General features: G+C 28.9%; 23 protein-coding genes. 21 read left to right on the plus strand and 2 right to left on the minus strand.

The window, feature by feature from the left end:
- Nucleotides 1-188: 188 nt before the first annotated feature.
- Nucleotides 189-962, minus strand: a complete 774-nt coding sequence (locus PG913_RS01835; protein WP_271231372.1) for a M48 family metalloprotease — start codon at nucleotides 960-962, stop codon at nucleotides 189-191.
- 107 nt (nucleotides 963-1,069) lie between these two features.
- Here PG913_RS01835 and PG913_RS01840 point away from each other — a divergent pair, with 107 nt between their 5' ends.
- Nucleotides 1,070-2,818, plus strand: coding sequence for an aromatic amino acid hydroxylase (locus PG913_RS01840; RefSeq protein WP_271231373.1), 1,749 nt, complete (start codon nucleotides 1,070-1,072; stop codon nucleotides 2,816-2,818).
- Nucleotides 2,819-2,826: 8 nt separating this feature from the next.
- Nucleotides 2,827-3,141: a rhodanese-like domain-containing protein gene (locus PG913_RS01845; protein ID WP_271231374.1), complete on the plus strand. Its 315-nt coding sequence runs from the start codon at nucleotides 2,827-2,829 to the stop codon at nucleotides 3,139-3,141.
- 35 nt (nucleotides 3,142-3,176) lie between these two features.
- Here the strand turns inward: PG913_RS01845 and PG913_RS01850 are convergent, their stop codons facing one another.
- Nucleotides 3,177-4,100: a GSCFA domain-containing protein gene (locus tag PG913_RS01850; RefSeq protein WP_271231375.1), complete on the minus strand. Its 924-nt coding sequence runs from the start codon at nucleotides 4,098-4,100 to the stop codon at nucleotides 3,177-3,179.
- 108 nt (nucleotides 4,101-4,208) lie between these two features.
- Between PG913_RS01850 and PG913_RS01855 the strand changes: the two genes are divergently transcribed.
- The 19 genes from PG913_RS01855 to PG913_RS01945 all read left to right on the plus strand — a co-directional run bounded on the left by PG913_RS01855 (nucleotide 4,209) and on the right by PG913_RS01945 (nucleotide 18,284).
- Complete coding sequence (locus PG913_RS01855) at nucleotides 4,209-5,102, plus strand: MerR family transcriptional regulator (RefSeq protein ID WP_271231376.1); 894 nt, start codon at nucleotides 4,209-4,211, stop codon at nucleotides 5,100-5,102.
- A 122-nt stretch (nucleotides 5,103-5,224) separates the two neighbouring features.
- Nucleotides 5,225-6,688 (plus strand): phytoene desaturase family protein, encoded by a 1,464-nt coding sequence (locus tag PG913_RS01860; RefSeq protein ID WP_271231377.1) that lies wholly within the window; start codon nucleotides 5,225-5,227, stop codon nucleotides 6,686-6,688.
- A 2-nt stretch (nucleotides 6,689-6,690) separates the two neighbouring features.
- A complete protein-coding gene (locus PG913_RS01865) occupies nucleotides 6,691-7,533 on the plus strand; it encodes a phytoene/squalene synthase family protein (RefSeq protein WP_271231378.1) in 843 nt (280 codons plus the stop codon).
- A 1-nt stretch (nucleotide 7,534) separates the two neighbouring features.
- Nucleotides 7,535-7,981: a sterol desaturase family protein gene (locus tag PG913_RS01870; RefSeq protein WP_271231379.1), complete on the plus strand. Its 447-nt coding sequence runs from the start codon at nucleotides 7,535-7,537 to the stop codon at nucleotides 7,979-7,981.
- 14 nt (nucleotides 7,982-7,995) lie between these two features.
- A complete protein-coding gene (locus PG913_RS01875; protein ID WP_271231380.1) occupies nucleotides 7,996-8,697 on the plus strand; it encodes a lycopene cyclase domain-containing protein in 702 nt (233 codons plus the stop codon).
- Complete coding sequence (locus tag PG913_RS01880; RefSeq protein ID WP_271231381.1) at nucleotides 8,684-9,157, plus strand: TspO/MBR family protein; 474 nt, start codon at nucleotides 8,684-8,686, stop codon at nucleotides 9,155-9,157. The genes PG913_RS01875 and PG913_RS01880 overlap by 14 nt, the downstream gene beginning before the upstream one ends.
- 4 nt (nucleotides 9,158-9,161) lie before the next feature.
- Nucleotides 9,162-9,815 carry a TetR family transcriptional regulator C-terminal domain-containing protein gene (locus tag PG913_RS01885; RefSeq protein WP_271231382.1) on the plus strand — a complete coding sequence of 218 codons (654 nt, stop codon included), beginning with the start codon at nucleotides 9,162-9,164 and terminating at the stop codon, nucleotides 9,813-9,815.
- The gene (locus PG913_RS01890) at nucleotides 9,812-11,122 is read left to right on the plus strand and encodes an ABC1 kinase family protein (RefSeq protein WP_271231383.1); all 1,311 of its coding nucleotides are present in this window, start codon (nucleotides 9,812-9,814) and stop codon (nucleotides 11,120-11,122) included. Before PG913_RS01885 ends, PG913_RS01890 begins: the two co-directional genes overlap by 4 nt.
- 57 nt (nucleotides 11,123-11,179) lie before the next feature.
- A complete protein-coding gene (locus PG913_RS01895) occupies nucleotides 11,180-11,734 on the plus strand; it encodes a flavin reductase family protein (RefSeq protein ID WP_271231384.1) in 555 nt (184 codons plus the stop codon).
- 22 nt (nucleotides 11,735-11,756) lie between these two features.
- Nucleotides 11,757-13,145 carry an SDR family oxidoreductase gene (locus PG913_RS01900; protein ID WP_333780772.1) on the plus strand — a complete coding sequence of 463 codons (1,389 nt, stop codon included), beginning with the start codon at nucleotides 11,757-11,759 and terminating at the stop codon, nucleotides 13,143-13,145.
- Nucleotides 13,146-13,184: 39 nt separating this feature from the next.
- Nucleotides 13,185-13,451 (plus strand): TIGR03643 family protein, encoded by a 267-nt coding sequence (locus tag PG913_RS01905; RefSeq protein ID WP_101955010.1) that lies wholly within the window; start codon nucleotides 13,185-13,187, stop codon nucleotides 13,449-13,451.
- A 5-nt stretch (nucleotides 13,452-13,456) separates the two neighbouring features.
- The gene (locus PG913_RS01910) at nucleotides 13,457-13,867 is read left to right on the plus strand and encodes a 6-pyruvoyl trahydropterin synthase family protein (RefSeq protein ID WP_193701600.1); all 411 of its coding nucleotides are present in this window, start codon (nucleotides 13,457-13,459) and stop codon (nucleotides 13,865-13,867) included.
- Nucleotides 13,830-14,525 carry a GTP cyclohydrolase I FolE gene (gene folE / locus PG913_RS01915; protein WP_193701601.1) on the plus strand — a complete coding sequence of 232 codons (696 nt, stop codon included), beginning with the start codon at nucleotides 13,830-13,832 and terminating at the stop codon, nucleotides 14,523-14,525. Before PG913_RS01910 ends, folE begins: the two co-directional genes overlap by 38 nt.
- Nucleotides 14,522-14,746 (plus strand): hypothetical protein, encoded by a 225-nt coding sequence (locus PG913_RS01920; RefSeq protein ID WP_193701602.1) that lies wholly within the window; start codon nucleotides 14,522-14,524, stop codon nucleotides 14,744-14,746. The genes folE and PG913_RS01920 overlap by 4 nt, the downstream gene beginning before the upstream one ends.
- Entirely contained in the window at nucleotides 14,743-15,420 is a 678-nt protein-coding gene (locus PG913_RS01925; protein WP_271231385.1) for an SDR family NAD(P)-dependent oxidoreductase, read from the plus strand. The genes PG913_RS01920 and PG913_RS01925 overlap by 4 nt, the downstream gene beginning before the upstream one ends.
- A gap of 10 nt (nucleotides 15,421-15,430) precedes the next feature.
- Nucleotides 15,431-15,955 (plus strand): CIA30 family protein, encoded by a 525-nt coding sequence (locus PG913_RS01930; protein WP_271231386.1) that lies wholly within the window; start codon nucleotides 15,431-15,433, stop codon nucleotides 15,953-15,955.
- A 51-nt stretch (nucleotides 15,956-16,006) separates the two neighbouring features.
- On the plus strand, nucleotides 16,007-16,522 hold the full coding sequence (locus tag PG913_RS01935; RefSeq protein ID WP_271232111.1) for a glutathione peroxidase: 516 nt from the start codon (nucleotides 16,007-16,009) through the stop codon (nucleotides 16,520-16,522).
- Nucleotides 16,523-17,008 carry an SRPBCC family protein gene (locus PG913_RS01940; RefSeq protein ID WP_271231387.1) on the plus strand — a complete coding sequence of 162 codons (486 nt, stop codon included), beginning with the start codon at nucleotides 16,523-16,525 and terminating at the stop codon, nucleotides 17,006-17,008.
- The gene (locus PG913_RS01945; protein WP_271231388.1) at nucleotides 16,998-18,284 is read left to right on the plus strand and encodes a cryptochrome/photolyase family protein; all 1,287 of its coding nucleotides are present in this window, start codon (nucleotides 16,998-17,000) and stop codon (nucleotides 18,282-18,284) included. Before PG913_RS01940 ends, PG913_RS01945 begins: the two co-directional genes overlap by 11 nt.
- Nucleotides 18,285-18,435 lie beyond the last annotated feature (151 nt).

An 18,435-nucleotide genomic window follows, 5' to 3' on the forward strand; every position in this document is an offset into this window, starting at 1 on the left:
AAAAATAAACAAATGGATTATTTGCTATAAAATTTTTTTGAAGCAATTTCCCGCTTTCCGCACTCGCTTTTTTTTGAAGAAAAATCAAAAAAAGAGCTCAAACAAATGCTTCAATCGGGGCTAGGGTTTTGTGCTAAAAAAATGCTTTCAGAAATCATCTAAAAGCATTTTGAGTTATTTTTTAATATTTATTTACGATACTTACGAATAGCGCTTTTAATTTTTTCGATTCTATTTTCAGGGTCGGGATGTGTACTTTGAAATTCTGGAGTTTTGTTAGGTCCTGCGGCAGCTTTTAAAATTTGCATTACGCCAATTAAACTTTCAGGATTATAACCTGCATCAAGCATTAATTTAACGCCAATTTCGTCACTTTCTAATTCGTCACCTCTACCATATTTCACGTTAATAACATTTGCAATTCCTGCCATTCCTTGTGCGGTACTTGGGTCAAAACCAACAGAAGCACCCGAAAGTAAACCTTGAGTTAAATCTTGTTTTGCCATACGAGCTGCCGAATGTCGCCCGATAACGTGTCCAATTTCATGACCTAAAACACCTGCTAATTGGTCTTTGTTTTTTAATTTATTGAATAACGCAAAAGTTATAAAAACTTGTCCGCCAGGTAAAGCAAAAGCATTGATAGTTCTATCATCTCTTAATAAATGAAATTCAAAAGGATATCCAGATTCTCTAGCAATACTATTATCAACTAATTCTTTACCAATTTTATCAACTAAATCTTGATGTTTTTGGCTAGGATATAAACCTCCGTGTTGCTGTGCCATTTGTGGTGCGCTACTTAAACCGATAGCAATTTCTTGTTTTGGAGAAATAGAAATATGTTGTTTTTTACCTGTATAAGGATTTACCTCTGCACTAGAACAGTATTTAAATAAAGCAAAAAGTGCGATAGCAGCACCAATTAAAAGTTTAACTTTTGCACTTCCGCGATTTTTCATAGTCTATTTTTTATTTTTTTTTGATGAAAGTAAAGATACAAAATATATAATTTAATAAATATCAACCATAAAAAACTTAAATTTACAAAGCAAAAATATATAATAATATGAATCCTCATTTCGAGTTAAATGAAGTAACTAAAAAGTTACCAAAGCACTTACATAAATTTATCGTAAAACAACCATACAACGAATATACCGCACAAAATCAAGCGGTCTGGCGATATGTAATGCGTATGAATGTTAATTATTTAGGTAAAGTTGCTCATTCATCATATTTAAAAGGATTAGAAAAAACAGGAATATCAATAAATAACATTCCGTACATGGAAGGAATGAATCGTATTTTAAAAGAAATCGGTTGGTCGGCAGTTTCGGTTGATGGTTTTATTCCTCCAAATGCTTTTATGGAATTTCAAGCCTATAATGTATTGGTAATTGCCTCGGATATTCGTACCATAAATCATATTGAATACACGCCAGCACCAGATATTATTCACGAAGCAGCAGGACACGCTCCAATTATTGCAAATCCTGAATATTCAGAATATTTACGTCGTTTTGGAGAAATAGGTTCAAAAGCAATTTCATCATCAAAAGATTATGAAATGTATGAAGCAATTCGTTTGTTATCAATTTTAAAAGAAGATCCTAATGCGACTAAAAAATCAATAGATGACGCACAAGAAAAGGTAACTTGGTTACAGGATAATATGGGCGAATTATCTGAAATGGCACAAATAAGAAACTTGCATTGGTGGACGGTTGAATATGGATTAATCGGAACTCCTGAAAATCCGAAGATATACGGCGCAGGTTTATTATCATCCATAGGAGAAAGCACTTGGTGTATGCAATCGGAAGTTAAAAAAGTGCCGTATTCAGTTGCCGCAGCTACTCAGAATTTTGATATTACAAAACCACAACCTCAATTATTTGTTACGCCAAATTTTGCTTATTTAAGTTTGGTTTTAAATGAATTTGCCAACACAATGGCACTTAGAACAGGAGGTTTAAAAGGTGTTCAAAAATTAATCAATTCTAAAAATTTAGGAACTGTCGAATTAAGTACAGGAATTCAAATATCAGGAATGTTTACCAATGTTATTGAAGATGAAAAAGGGAATATAGCCTACATACAAACAACAGGAAATACTGCTTTATCAAACAGAGATAAAGAATTAATTGGTCACGGAATTAGTTATCATGCTGAAGGTTTTGGAAGTCCCGTAGGAAAATTAAAAGGTATTAATTTGCCTATTGAAGATATGAGTCCACGAGATTTAAAAGCCTATGGAATTTATGAAGGCGAAATAATAAATCTAGAATTTGAAAGTGGTGTAGTTGTTGCAGGTAAAATTATTACAGGAACACGTGATTTAAGAGGTAAAATTTTAATCGTGTCTTTAAAAGATTGTACAGTTACTTATAAGGAACAAATTTTATTTGAACCATCTTGGGGAATTTACGATATGGCAATAGGAAAAGAATTAGTTTCTGCATACTCAGGACCTGCAGATGTTGATTCTTTTGGTGATATGGGGAAAGTATCTGAAACCAAAACACATAAAATTCAATATTCGGAAGCTGATAATAAATTATATCAAATGTATGCTGATGTAAGAAAGTGTAGAGAAGAAGATACGGTTAACGAAAAGATGATTGAAACAATTTTAAAGATACTTAAAAATGAATATCCAAAGGATTGGTTATTAGTTTTAGAGTTATACGAATTGGCTTTTAAGAATGATTTTTTAATAAAAACAACTCTAAAAAAATATTTAGAAAGCTTAAAAAGTAACAATGGTTACAAAGCTTTAATAGAAAACGGATTATATTTGCTGTCTGAGAAATAATGCAACAAATGGGATTATTTAACTTATTTAAAAAGAAAAACATGAGTAAAGAAATACAAGAGTATTTAGGTAACGAAGCAGTTATTTTAGATGTAAGAACTATAGCAGAGTGGAATGAAGGTCACTCAGAAGGAGCAAAACACATTGTTTTAAATTTTATTCCTGAGCAAGTTGAGCAAATTAAAGCAGTGGGAAAACCTGTAATTGCTGTTTGTAGAAGTGGCGCTAGAAGTGGTCAGGCAACTGATTTTTTAGTAGCACAAGGAATTGATGTAATTAACGGAGGACCTTGGGAAAATGTAGATCAGTATTTAATAAAATAAGTACTGATTTTAAAATTTAATAAAAGGAAATGCTTTTAGAAGTGTTTCTTTTTTTGTTCGATATTTTTTAAAAATTTTTGATGTGCTTCTGATGTCGGATTAAAAGAACGATGTGTTAACCCTTTTTGTATCGTTGCTACTTTTTGCATGGTTTCTTTGCTTTGTTCAGAAATCCAAACTTCTATAAATTTTTCCCAAATATAATTGATTGCTGTATTATTTGGATGAATCATATCTTCAGCATAAAAACGATAATCACGTAATTCATCCATCATAATTTCATAAGAAGGAAAGTAATAAATGTTCTTTTTAGCATCAATAATTGAATGAATCGCACTTAATAAATGCGCTTTACTTTGTTGATTTTCAATAAAACCATCTTTTATATGACGAACAGGCGAAACTGTGAAAATAATTGAAATATCAGGATTAACAGATTTTGTTAAAGCAATAATAGCATCTAAACTTTCAGCGATTTCATCAATAGTTAAAATTTCTTTTAAAAAATTTTTCTGCGGAATTTTATGGCAATTTGCTACAATAGCATTCGAAGAAATTTTACGATACACCCAAGAAGTGCCAAGTGTAATTATTATATGACTCGCATTTTTTAAATGCTTAAATGTTGCCGTATTTGCAGTGTTTAAATTATTTAAAACTTCTTTTTTATCCAAAGAACTTAAACTAGAATGTGCATTAAAACAATGCCAAGATTCATTGTGATAAAAAATATCTTCTTCTGTATATTTTTTTTGATTAATAGCATCCGTAATTAATTTTTCAATAGCTTTAGGATGAAATAAAATTCCAAATGGATTTTGTTCTGATTGAAATTTATAAAATGATAATTTATTTCCGATGTTTTCAGAAAAACAAGAACCTAATAAAAGTAATTTAGAATTATAATCTATTAAATTATAAGATTGTTTCTTTAAAGGTATTTGTGTTTGAAGCTTCATTTTATAAAAATAATCAGCATCAAAAATAAAGATAAAAAAGTCAATTTATAAGTCTTTAGATTAATTTGAATGAAAAATGTATCTTTGTTTAATAAAAAATAAAATAAATTGAACAATATAAAGAAGTCATTTACAATAAAAGACCTTGAAAATATTTCAGGAATTAAAGCACATACTATTCGTATTTGGGAAAAGCGATATAATTTATTATCGCCAGAAAGAACCGATACGAATATTAGGTATTACTCTTCAGAAAATTTATTGAAATTGTTAAATGTTGTTTTGTTAAATAAAAACAATTACAAAATATCTAAAATTTCACAAATGTCTGATAAGTCTATTTTGTTAGTGGCAAGAGAGTTGGCTTTTAAAACTGCCATAAGTGATGAGGCTATAAATGCTTTGAAAATGTCAATGTTTCAGTTTGATAAGGTTTTATTTAATAACACCTATAATCAATTATTAAACAAAAAAACATTTAGAGAAATTTTTAAAGATGTTTTTGTGCCTTTTTTAAATCATATAGGATTATTGTGGCAAACAGATACATTATTACACGCACACGAACATTTTATATCGAATTTAATAGCTCAGAAAATTCAAATTAGTACTGAAAGATTAGAGTATTCAATAATAGATTCAGAGGTTATTTATGTGTTGTTTTTACCCGAAAATGAAATTCATGAATTAGGATTAATGTATTTAAATTATGAATTGGTTTTAAGAGGAAATAAAACCATATATTTAGGACAAAGTTTACCATTAAGTAATTTGAATTATTTTTTTGAAAGTGATACCGAAGTACGATTTATCACCTCATTAACTGTTCAGCCTTATGACGATAAAATAATGGATTACTTTCAAGAAATAGAGATAGCTTTAAAAGGTAAAAAACATCAATTTATTGCTGTAGGTAATAAAACATCAAAAGTAAAAGATGTAAATTTTGAAGCAAATATTTCTCTTTATAGTTCTGTTATAGAGTTTTTAAAAGTTTTGTAAATAATTTTGTTTAACTAATTTTTGTTTTTGTTAAACAAAAATTGTAATTTTGAAAGGTCTAATTACTTTATCTCTTAAATAGCATTAGGTAAGTGAATTATTAATCCTTATAAAATATACAATTGAAAAAAACAATACATATAATAGGTTCCGGTTTTTCATCATTATCAGCTTCTTGTTATTTAGCGAAAGCAGGATACGATGTTGTAATTTTAGAAAAAAATGAAACAGTAGGAGGTAGAGCTCGTCAATTAATAAAAGATGGATTTACTTTTGATATTGGTCCAACGTGGTATTGGATGCCAGATGTTTTTGAGAAGTTTTTTGCGGATTTTGGTAAAAAACCATCAGATTATTACGAGCTAGAAAAGTTAGATCCAGCATATCAAGTTTATTTTGATACCGCAGATTCTATAACAATACCAGGTAGCGTTGAAGAGATTTATGAAATTTTTGAAGCAGAAGAAAAAGGAAGTTCTGTTCATCTAAAAGAGTTTTTAAAATCAGCAGCATATAATTATGATGTTTCTATAAACGATTTGGTATATAATCCAGGTGTTTCGCCTTTAGAATTGGTAACTCCTGTTACGATTGGGAAAATAACACAGTTTTTTTCAACGATTAGAAAAGTCGTTCGTAAAAAAATAAAAAGTAAAAAGTTAATTCAAATTTTAGAGTTTCCTGTTTTGTTTTTAGGTGCAAAACCAAGTAATACTCCTGCTTTTTATAACTTTATGAATTATGCAGATTTTGTTTTAGGAACTTGGCACCCGAAAGGAGGAATGTATAAAGTTATTGAAGCAATGATAACTTTGGCTAAAGATTTAGGAGTAACTTTTAAAACTGAAGCCAATGTTGAAGAAATTAAACTTAATCAATCAGGAGAAGCTATTGGTTTAGTAGTAAATGGTGATTTTATTGCTTCGGATATTGTTTTAAGCGGTGCTGATTATCATCATACAGAAACATTATTACCTAAAGATTATAGACAGTATTCTGAAAAATATTGGGATAAAAAAGTTTTTGCGCCATCATCATTATTATTTTATGTTGGTTTTGATAAAAAACTAAAAGATGTTTGTCATCATACATTATTTTTTGATACTGATTTTGACGTACATGCTGCATCAATATATGATAATCCAAGTTGGCCAAAAGATCCGATGTTTTATGCCAGTTTCCCTTCATTAACAGAAGATTCTTTTGCGCCATCAGGTAAAGAAGCAGCTACTTTTTTAATTCCGATAGCTCCAGGTGTTGAAGATACTCCTGAACTAAGAGAAAAGTACTTTAATTTAATTATCAATAGATTAGAGAAATTAACGCAGCAATCTGTGAAAGAAAGTATTATCTTTAAGGAGAGTTTTTGTGTAAAGGATTTTGTGAAAGATTATAACTCGTACAAAGGTAATGCTTACGGATTAGCAAATATTTTAACACAAACAGCTTTTTTAAGACCAAAAATAAAAAGTAAAAAAGTAAAGAATTTATTCTTTACAGGACAATTAACGGTTCCAGGGCCGGGTGTACCACCGTCATTAATTTCGGGTAAAATAGCTTCAGATTTAATTTTAAAACACCATTAAAAATGAAACAATTATTTGATGAGGTTTCTTATGCTTGTAGTAAGTTAGTTACTCAAAAATATAGTACTTCTTTTTCTTTAGCTACTAGAATGTTATCGCCTAGCATACGTGATGCTATTTATAATATTTATGGTTTTGTACGTTTTGCTGATGAAATAGTAGATTCTTTTCACACATATAATAAAGAAGATTTATTAATTAGATTTGAAAATGAGTATTATCTTTCAAAAAAAGAAGGCATTAGTTTAAATCCTATTTTAAATTCATTTGTTCAAACTGTTGAAAAATATAAAATTACAGATGATTTAATTCAAGCTTTTTTAAAGAGTATGAAAGCAGATTTACATCAAACAGAATATACTACAGAAGAAGCATATAAACAATATATTTATGGCTCTGCCGATGTTGTTGGATTAATGTGTTTACGTGTTTTTGTAAATGGTGATGCGAATCAATATAATGAGTTAAAAGGTGCTGCAATGCGTTTAGGTTCTGCATTTCAAAAAGTCAATTTTTTAAGAGATTTAAAAGATGATATTCAAGTATTGAATCGTTCTTATTTTCCTAATGTAGATCTTAAAGAATTAGACCAAATATCCAAAGAAATTATTATTAAAGATATTGAAGCTGATTTTGACTATGCCTATGAAAACGGTATTTTAAAATTACCTGTTGAAGCAAAGTTTGGTGTTTACATGGCGTATCGATATTATAAAAAATTGCTTAATAAATTAAAAGCAACGCCATCATCAGAAATAATGGACACAAGAATTAGAATATCAGACCCAATGAAAATTAATTTATTGGCAAGAAGTTATGTGAAATATAAACTAAATCTTATTTAAAATGTTATTTATAATTACAACTCTGGTAACTTTTATAATAATGGAAGCCGTTACTTGGTTTACCCATAAATATATAATGCACGGTTTTGGATGGTATTTACACGAAGACCATCACCAGCCAGGGTATCCAAATGTTTTTGAAAAAAATGATGCATTTTTTGTGGTTTTCGCCATACCGAGTATGTTGTTGTTTTACTTCGGAATTAATCCCGAATTAAATTATTTGTTTTTTATTGGATTAGGGATTTTATGTTACGGATTAGCGTATTTTTTAATTCACGATGTTTTAATTCACAGACGCTTTAATTGGTTTAAAAACACGAATAATCAATATTTAAAAGGATTAAGAAAAGCACATAAAATTCATCACAAACACTTAGGTAAACCAGATGGAGAATGCTTTGGAATGTTGTTTGTTCCGTTTAAATATTTTAAAACAAGACAATAAAAATAATTAAGACAATGAGTGAGTACTTGTATCTAATATTAAATTTAGGAAGTTTAAGTATTCCTTTAGGTTATAGTGTTTTTGAGAAGAAATTTCATTTTATACAGTTTTTTAAAATAGCATTTATTAGTATTTTATTGATAGCTATTCCGTTTTTAATTTGGGATGCTTTTTTTACGAAAATTGGTGTTTGGGGTTTTAATGCTGATTATTATTTAGGAATAAAATTATTTGAAATGCCAATTGAAGAATGGTTGTTTTTCTTTTGTATTCCGTATGCTTGTTTGTTTACGCACGAGGTTTTAAAATATTTAGCACCTCAATTTAAGTTATCTAAGTCGGTAACTATATTGTTAAGTTTTTTATTGATTTTGATAGCATTTATACTATTGGTTTTCAATTTTGGAAAATGGTACACAACTGTAAATTTCAGTGCTTTTTTAGTATTAATGTTTTTCGGATTAAAATATAACTTAAAAGCTTTACAGGAATATTATCCGAGCTTTTTGGTTGTTTTAGTTCCTTTTTTAGTAGTAAACGGAATTTTAACAGGAAGTTTTATTGATGCTCCTGTGGTTTGGTATAACAATGCAGAAAATTTGAATTTTAGAATTTTTACAATTCCTTTTGAAGATGTTTTTTATGCCTTTACTTTATTATTTTCGATACAATTAATTTTTAATTATCTGAAAAAACAAAAAAATGAAACAAAATAAATACATACGTTTTCTACTATTTTTAGTAGTTAATTTTTTAGCATTGGCAATTGGCGTTTTATTAATGCAAGATGGTCCAAAAACAGATTGGTATTTATCATTAAATAAAGCACCTTGGACACCTGCTGGGTGGGTTTTTGGAGCAGCTTGGACTACAATTATGCTATTATTTGCTTTTTACGTGACAAAATTGAGTCTTAAATTTCCTTTTTTAGATAAAAAAATAACACTACTTTTTAGTGTTCAGTGGATTTTAAATATAGGTTGGAATTACTTTTTTTTCAATCAACATTTAACTCTTATCGGATTAGTAATTATTACTTTATTATGGTTGTTAATCGGGTATTTTACCTTTAAAAATTTAAGAGAATTAAAAGGGATTACATTATTTATACTTCCATATTTAATATGGATGACTATTGCAACAAGTTTAAACGCCTACATCGTATTTTATAATTAAAATTATGGGAAATCAAGAAATTATTACAGAAGATAAAATTATAGAATTGTATATGGACACGGTTTTAATTTCAGGAAAACCAGCCTCTATTTACGCTTTTGCTCAAAAAAATGAGTTTGAAGAGTCTGAATTTTACAAATATTTTTCAAGTTTTGAAAATTTAGAAAAATCAATATTTGGGGTTTTTGCAAAAGAAACAATTCACTTGTTACATAAAACAGAAGCTTATAAAGATTATACATCAAAAGATAAATTATTAAGTTTTTATTTTACTTTTTTTGAATTATTAACAGCAAACAGATCGTATGTTTTATTACAATTTCAGCATATAAAATCAGATTTTTCAAAACTATCAGTTTTAAAAGAATTACGTTCAGAATTTCTAAAATATGTTAGTAACATTGAATTAGAAAAAATTGATTTTAAGAATGATAAAATCAATAAAATTCAAGATAAAACAATAACCGAAGCTTATTGGTTACAGTTATTAATGATTTTAAAATTTTGGATTGATGATAAATCTTCAAACTTCGAAAAAACAGATGTTTTTATTGAAAAATCAATTAAAGTAGCTTTTGATATTCAGCAAATAACTCCCGTAAAAAGCGTTATTGATTTAGCGAAATTTTTATGGAAAGAAAAAGGAACTTCAGTATGAAAAGATTAGATAAAATACCCACGTCAAAAATAGAAAGAACAACTAAATTAGTTACTACAGGACTAAAATTAGGTGTAAACTATGCAAAGTATTACGGAAATAAAATCACAAAATCGGAAGAAGAAGCAAGAGCGCAGTTAAATGAAGATAATGCAACCGATATTTATGATGGTTTAAAAGAATTAAAAGGTTCGGCATTAAAAGTAGCGCAGATGTTAAGCGTGGAAAAGAATTTATTGCCAAGTGCTTATGTTGAAAAATTTTCGTTATCACAATTTTCTGTTCCGCCACTTTCAGGACCTTTAGTAGTTAAAACTTTTAAAAAATATTTTAACAAAACACCTGAAGATGTTTTTGATACGTTTACAGCAGAATCTGTAAATGCAGCAAGTATCGGGCAGGTTCACAGAGCTACGATAGGCGAAAAAGTATTGGCTGTTAAAATTCAATATCCTGGTGTTGCTAATAGTATTTCTACAGATTTAGCATTGGTAAAACCGATTGCGATGAAAATGTTCAATATAAGAGGCGAAGGTTCTGATGAATACTTTAAAGAAGTTGAAAATAAGTTATTAGAAGAAACTAATTACGTTTTAGAGTTAGCACAGAGTAACGAAATAACGAATGCTTGTGCACATATTCCAAATTTAAAATTTCCGAAATATTACGAAGAGTTTTCTACGGATAGAATTTTAACAATGGATTGGATGGATGGAATTCATTTATCTGAATTTACATCAAAAGGATATGATGAACAAACGGCAAATAAATTAGGACAAGCTTTATGGGATTTTTATATGTATCAAATGCATACTATAAAAAAAGTTCATGCCGACCCGCATCCTGGTAATTTTTTGGTATCCAAAGAAAACGATTTAATTGTTATCGATTTTGGATGTATGAAAGAAGTGCCAATGGCTTTTTATACCCCATACTTCGAATTAGCTAAACGTGAAAATATTGAAAATCCTACTTTTTTTGAAAGTAAATTATATGAATTAGAAATTTTGAAAAAAGACGATTCCGAAGAAGAAAAAGCCTTTTTTAAAGAATTGTTTTACGAAATGTTGTATTTATTTACATCGCCTTTTCAGCAAGAATATTTTGATTTTTCTGATGGTGTTTTCTTTGGTAAAATAGCCGATTTAGGACAAAAATATGCAAAAAGTACTGAGCTTAAAAAAATGAACGGTAACAGAGGTTCGAAACATTTTATTTATATCAACAGAACATTTTTTGGTTTGTATAATTTAATGCACGATTTAAAATCGACTCATATAAAAATTAATAATTATAAGAATTTATAAATGCATTTATCAAGAAAAGCTATAGATAAGATGAATCATCTGTATAAAATAAATTTAATGAACAGTATTTCTGGTTATAAACCAGCAAATTTAATTGCTACAAAATCGGAAGATGGAATTAGTAATGTAGCTGTTTTTAGTTCTGTAGTTCATTATGGTTCTAGTCCTGCAATTTTAGGGTTTGTTTTGCGTCCGACAACCGTAGCTAGAAATACCTATGATAACATTAAAAAAACGGGTTTTTATACTATAAATGCTATTAATGAAGCAATTATTGAAGATGCACATCATACATCAGCAAAATATCCGTCAGGAGTTTCGGAGTTTGATAAAACGGATTTAACGGAAGCTTATAAAGATGATTTTTTTGCACCTTATGTGGCAGAATCGCCCATAAAAATAGGAATGAAATTTTTAGAAGAACATCATATAAAAGTAAACGGAACTATTTTAATCTTAGGTGAAGTAACCGATTTGTATTTTAAAGATTCAATGCTTTCTGAGGATGGTTTTTTAAATTTATCCGAAGAAAAAATTGCAGCAATTAATGGTTTAGATACCTATATGGTTGCAAAAGAATATCAAAGATTATCATATCAAAGACCAAAATAAACGAATGTAAAACATCAAGAAAATGAAAATTTTAATCACAGGAACAACAGGATATATAGCAAAAAGATTGGTATTGAAATTATTAGATGCTGGTCATGAATTAATATGCTGTGTCCGTGATTTAAAACGAATTCCTGATGAAATAGAATACAAAGATAATATTTCATTTATAAAAGTTGATTTTTTACAGACCGAACAAATTGTTTTTCCTTCGGATATTGATGTTGCGTATTATCTGATTCATTCTATGGCTACGGATGCTAATAATTTTGAAGATTTAGAGCAAACTTGCGCTAAGAGCTTTAAAAATATTATTGAAAAAACAAACTGTAAGCAAGTCATTTATTTAAGTGGTATTGTAAACGATAGTTCTTTATCTAAGCATTTAGCTTCTCGTTTTCAGGTAGAGAAAAATTTAGCTTCAAAAAAATATGCATTGACCACTTTTAGAGCAGGAATTATTGTTGGAAGTGGTAGTGCATCCTTTGAAATTATTAGAGACATTGTTGAAAAATTACCCGTAATGGTTACGCCAAAATGGTTGAATACAAAATCGCAACCAATTGCAATTAGAGATGTATTAATTTTTTTAGAACGTGCCGTTGGAAATGAAAAATTGTATAACAAATCCTTTGATATTTGTGGTACAGAAGTACTTACTTATAAAGAAATGCTTTTACAATTTGGAGAGGTAAGAGGCTTTAAGCGTTACATTTTAACATTACCACTTTTAACGCCAAAATTATCGTCGTATTGGTTATACTTTGTAACTTCTACGTCTTTTAATTTAGCACAAGCTTTGGTAGATAGTATGAAAGTTGAGGTAATTGCCAAGCCAAGTAATATTAATCAAATTTTAAATATATCGCCTATTTCTTATAAAGAATCGGTTGATTTAGCTTTTCAAAGAATAGAACAAAACGCTGTAATATCAAGTTGGAAAGATGCAATCAGTAGCGGTGTTTTTCAAGCTCAATTATCGGATTATATTCAAATACCACAATATGGTTGTTTTGTAGATAAACGTACTATAAAAGTTTCTGATGATGCTTTTACACTTGATAAAATTTGGTCGATTGGAGGAAAAAATGGTTGGTATAGTTTTAATTGGTTATGGAAAATAAGAGGTTATGCCGATAAAATTTTCGGAGGAGTTGGCTTGCGTAGAGGAAGAACACACGATACATCATTAGAAGCTGGTGACCCATTAGATTTTTGGCGTGTTTTATTGGCTGATAAAAAAGAAAAAAGACTTTTGTTATTTGCAGAAATGAAATTACCTGGCGAAGCTTGGTTAGAATTTAAAATAGTAAATGACACTTTACATCAAAAAGCAGTTTTCAGACCTAAAGGAGTTTTAGGGCGTCTGTATTGGTATTCCGTTTTACCATTTCAATGCTTTTGTATTTAAAGGAATGATAAACGCTTTGGTAAAAAATAATCAAAAATTATGAATCACAGAGATATAGATAGAATAATAGAAATGGCTTGGGAAGATAGAACCACATTCGATGCTATAAAGTTTCAATTTGGTTTAAAAGAGCAACAAGTAATTGAATTAATGCGTAAAGAATTAAAACTGTCTAGTTTTAAATTATGGAGAGCAAGAGTTCAAGGACGTTCAACTAAACATCAAGCAAAACGAATTTTCGAAAAAGGAAGGTTCAAATGTACAAGGCAAAAAAGTATTAGTAATAATAAAGTTTCTAAGAGATAAAATAAATGAATAAAATAGCTATTACAAGAAGAGAACATTTTAATGCTGCTCACAGACTTCATAATCATAATTGGTCAATAGAGAAAAATAAAGAAGTATTCGGTAAATGTAATAATGAAAATTACCATGGTCATAATTACGATTTAGAAGTAACTATTATTGGTGAAATTAATCCTGAAACAGGATATGTAATAGATACCAAGATACTTTCGAATCATATTAAAAGAGAAATACTAGAGCCTTTTGATCATAAAAACTTAAATCTTGATACAGAAGATTTTGAGTTTTTAAATCCAACTGTAGAAAATATTGCAGTTGTAATTCATAATAAATTAAAAAAAGTAATAAGTAACGATTTAGAAATAAAAATTAAACTATATGAAACAGCCAGAAACTTTGTTGAATATCCCTATTAAAAATGGTTATAACGGTTTGTCTGTAGAAGAGATAGGAGATAATCATTTATCAATAGGTATTGATACACCAATGACACCTGATGCATTTTTAATGTCAGATAAAGAAAAGAAGCAAAAAATAGCAATGCTTTTTAAAGAAATTATGCAAACGATGGGTTTAGACTTAAATGACGATTCGTTAAAAGGTACCCCAAATAGAGTTGCAAAAATGTATATAGATGAAATATTTTCAGGGTTAAATCCAGAAAATAAACCCAAAATAGCATTGTTTGATAACAAGTATCAATATAATCAGATGTTGGTAGAAAAAGATATTACTTTTTACTCTAATTGTGAACATCATTTTGTTCCAATAATAGGAAAAGCACATATAGCTTATATATCATCAGGAAAAGTAATAGGACTATCTAAATTAAACAGAATAGTACAATATTATGCAAAACGTCCACAAGTACAAGAGCGTTTAACTAATCAAATTGCAACAGATTTAAAACAGATATTAGACACCGAAAATGTTGCAGTAATAATAGATGCAAAACATTTATGTGTATCATCTAGAGGAGTAGAGGATAATGCATCATCTACTTTAACTTGTTATTATGGAGGTGTTTTTAATACTTCAGAGAAAATTGTTGAACTTCAAAATTATTTAAAATGAGCACATTAAATTTAGTAGAAGAAGCATTAGATTTTGAAAAAAATCACAAATCTTTTAGAACAAGAAACGAAAAAATAGTAGCTTCTAGAAAAGCTAAAGAAATAGTTTTAGCTATAAATGAAATTTATAAGAAAAGTAGAGATAAAAAATTAATGGATATTATGAAGCGTATTACATTGATTAAACAGAAAATTGAAAAAAGGTTAAAAGGAAGATTATGAAAACAATTGTAGTAGTAGGAGGTAGCTCGGGTATCGGAAAAGCTATTGTAAATAAATTAAAAGATACACATAAAATCATCAATATAAGTAGAACAGTACCCGAAGAACACGAAAATGTAACGCATTATTCATGTGATGTTTTAAATGATGAATTACCAGTTTTAGAAGATATTAATGGATTGGTATATTGTCCTGGAAGTATCAATTTAAAATCATTTACGCGACTTAAAATTGCCGATTTTAAAACTGATTTTGAAATAAATGTTATAGGAGCAATCAATACTTTAAAAGCATACGAAACTAGTTTGGCAAAAAACAACGGAAGTGTTGTATTATTTAGTACAGTTGCTTCTGCTTTAGGAATGCCTTTTCACGCAAGTATTGCTACAAGTAAATCGGCAGTTGAAGGCTTAACAAAATCGTTAGCGGCAGAGTATGCAACTAAAATTCGTTTTAACGCTATTGCTCCAACCGTAACAGATACGCCACTTGCAAAGCGTTTGTTAAGAAACGAAAAGCAACAAGAGAGTATGCAAGACAGGCATCCGCTAAAAAAATATTTAACGCCACAAGAAGTAGCAGGTTTGGCTAGTTATTTATTATCAGAGGATGCAAGTTCAATAACAGGGCAAATTATTCCTATGGATGCAGGAATTGTAAGTGTAAAATTATAATTGTACTCGAATGAAATGGCTAATTTTATTCACTATTTTTTTATGTATGAATGATGAGGTAATAATTTTTGATAAAAATACAATTCCCAAAAACTGGATTATAACAAATGATGATGTTATGGGAGGAGTATCTACATCATCTATGAAATTGAATAACGATAAACAACTTGTTTTTTCGGGAGCTGTTTCTTTAGATAATAACGGCGGTTTTGCAATGACAAGATTACCTATCGCTATTAATTTTGATGATAAAAAAACAAATCTAGTTATAAAGTTAAAAGGCGATGGTAAAAATTATCAGTTTAGAATAAAAGCCAAAGAAGACCAGCGTTTCTGGTATGTGCAATCGTTTGAAACTACTAATAAATCAACAGAAATTGTTTTGCCTTTAAATAAGTTTTATGCATCTTTTAGAGGATATTCATTAAATGTAGCTAATTTTTCGGCAACTACTATTTCGGAAATAGCAATTCTGATAGGTAACAAAAAGAACGAAAAATTTAATGTATCAATAGAAAAAATAACGCTTCAGTAAATGAAAATAGTTAAAATAACTTTACTTATAACTTTATCAATAATACTACTTATGACACTATTTAGTTTTTTATCAAATTCGGAAACAGTATCTCCTAATCAATCTTTATATGACATAGAAATTAAAGGAATTGATGGAAAAAAATTAGATTTAAATCAATATAAAGGTAAAAAAATATTATTTGTAAATGTTGCCTCTAAATGTGGATTTACAAAGCAATATGATGGATTACAAGAATTATCATCAAAATATACTGATAAATTAGTAGTCATCGGTTTGCCGTGTAATCAATTTGGAGCACAAGAACCTGGAGAGGCATCAGAAATAAAATCATTTTGTAAGTTAAATTTTGGAGTAGATTTTCCATTAACCGAAAAAATAGCCGTTAAAGGAGAAGAGAAACATCCGTTATATCAATGGTTAACTGAAAAAGAAAAAAATGCAAAAATGGATTCGTCTGTAAAATGGAATTTTCAAAAATATTTAGTTGATGAAGAAGGAAGATTAATTGATATTTTCTACTCAATTACAAAACCAATGAGTTCTAAAATAACAAGCCTTTTATAAATGATGAATTTTAAAAAACACTCAGGAATTTATACGCTAGAAACAGCACAAGAATTAAAAATGCCGTTAGAAAAAGCATGGGATTATTTTTCATCACCAGAAAATTTAGCAAAAATTACGCCCAAAAAAATGGGTTTTAATATCACTTCAAAAGTTGATAAAAAAGCATATCCTGGGCAAATAATAACGTATAAAGTATCGCCTGTTCCGTTTGTGAAAACAAATTGGGTAACAGAAATAACGCAAGTAAAAGAACAAGCTTTTTTTATTGATGAGCAACGTTTCGGACCTTATTCAATGTGGCATCACGAACATTTTTTTGAAGCCTTGCCAAACGGAAATACCTTAATGAAAGATAAAATTTCCTATAAAATACCGTTCGGTTTTTTAGGACATATAGCACAAGCTCTTTTTATCAAAAAACAATTAAAAAGTATTTTCGAATATCGATTTATAATTTTAGAAAAAATGTTTAATGGTAAATAAATTAGCGATATTTTGGTTTCGTAGAGATTTGCGTTTAGAAGATAACGTAGCTTTATTTAATGCTTTAAATTCATCAAATAAAGTACTGCCGATATTTATTTTTGATGAAGAAATTTTAGATAAATTGCCAGAAAACGATGCCCGAGTTTCATTTATTTATCAAAGATTACAGCAGTTAGATACCGATTTAAAAGTAGTCGGTTCATCTTTATTGATAAAAAAAGGAAATCCTCTTGAAGTTTGGAAAACAATAATTTCGGAGTTTGATATTTCAGCAGTTTATACAAATAAAGATTACGAACCGTATGCCTTACAAAGAGATGCAGAAATTAGCGATTTTTTAAAATCAAAAAGTATTAATTTTTTAAACTATAAAGACCAAGTTATTTTTGAAAAATCTGAGGTTACCAAAAATGACGGATTACCATATACCATTTATACGCCCTATAAAAATAAGTGGTTGCAGAAATTTAATGCCGAAGAAGATTTAAAAAATCATGATATAAATTTTAATAATTTTTATCAATTTACATCAGAAATACCTTCTTTAAAATTTATAGGATTTAACGAAAGTAGTATAAAAGTACCCCCTTATAATTTATCAAATTTAACAAATTACGATGAAATTCGTGATTTTCCTTTCATCGATAAAACATCTTATTTATCGCCTTATTTTCGTTTCGGATTGGTAAGTGTTCGTAAAATGGTGCAATTTGCTTTAAAAACCAATGCAACTTTTTTAAACGAACTGATTTGGCGAGAATTTTTTATGCAAGTATTATTTCATTTTCCCAAAGTGGTTACGAATAATTTTAAGCAAAAATACGATGCCGTTCCGTGGAGAAATAACGAAGCCGAATTTGAAAAATGGTGTAAAGGAGAAACGGGTTATCCGATGGTTGATGCAGGTATGCGACAGTTAAATAAAACGGGGTATATGCACAATCGGGTACGCATGATTACGGCAGGTTTTTTATGTAAACATCTGTTAATTGATTGGCGTTGGGGCGAAGCTTATTTTGCCGAAAAACTATTAGATTACGAATTGTCGGCAAACAACGGAAACTGGCAATGGGCAGCAGGAACGGGTTGCGATGCTGCGCCATATTTTAGAGTTTTTAATCCTGAAGCACAATTAAAAAAGTTCGATAAAGATTTACAATATATTAGAAAATGGATTGAAAATTTTGATGAATTAACCTATCCACAGCCAATGGTTGAACATAAATTTGCCCGAGAAAGAGCAATTTCGACTTATAAAGAAGCATTAAATTAATTGCGAAATAAAAAAGGTTCAAAGAATTAAATCTTTGAACCTTTTTAATATTATTTTTATTTGAAGCAATTTCCCGCTTTCCGCACTCGCTTTTTTTTGAAGAAAAATCAAAAAAAGAGCTCAAACAAATGCTTCAATCGGGGCTAGAATT

This window comes from Tenacibaculum pacificus (genome assembly GCF_027941775.1).
Taxonomy (GTDB): Bacteria; Bacteroidota; Bacteroidia; order Flavobacteriales; family Flavobacteriaceae; genus Polaribacter; species Polaribacter pacificus_A.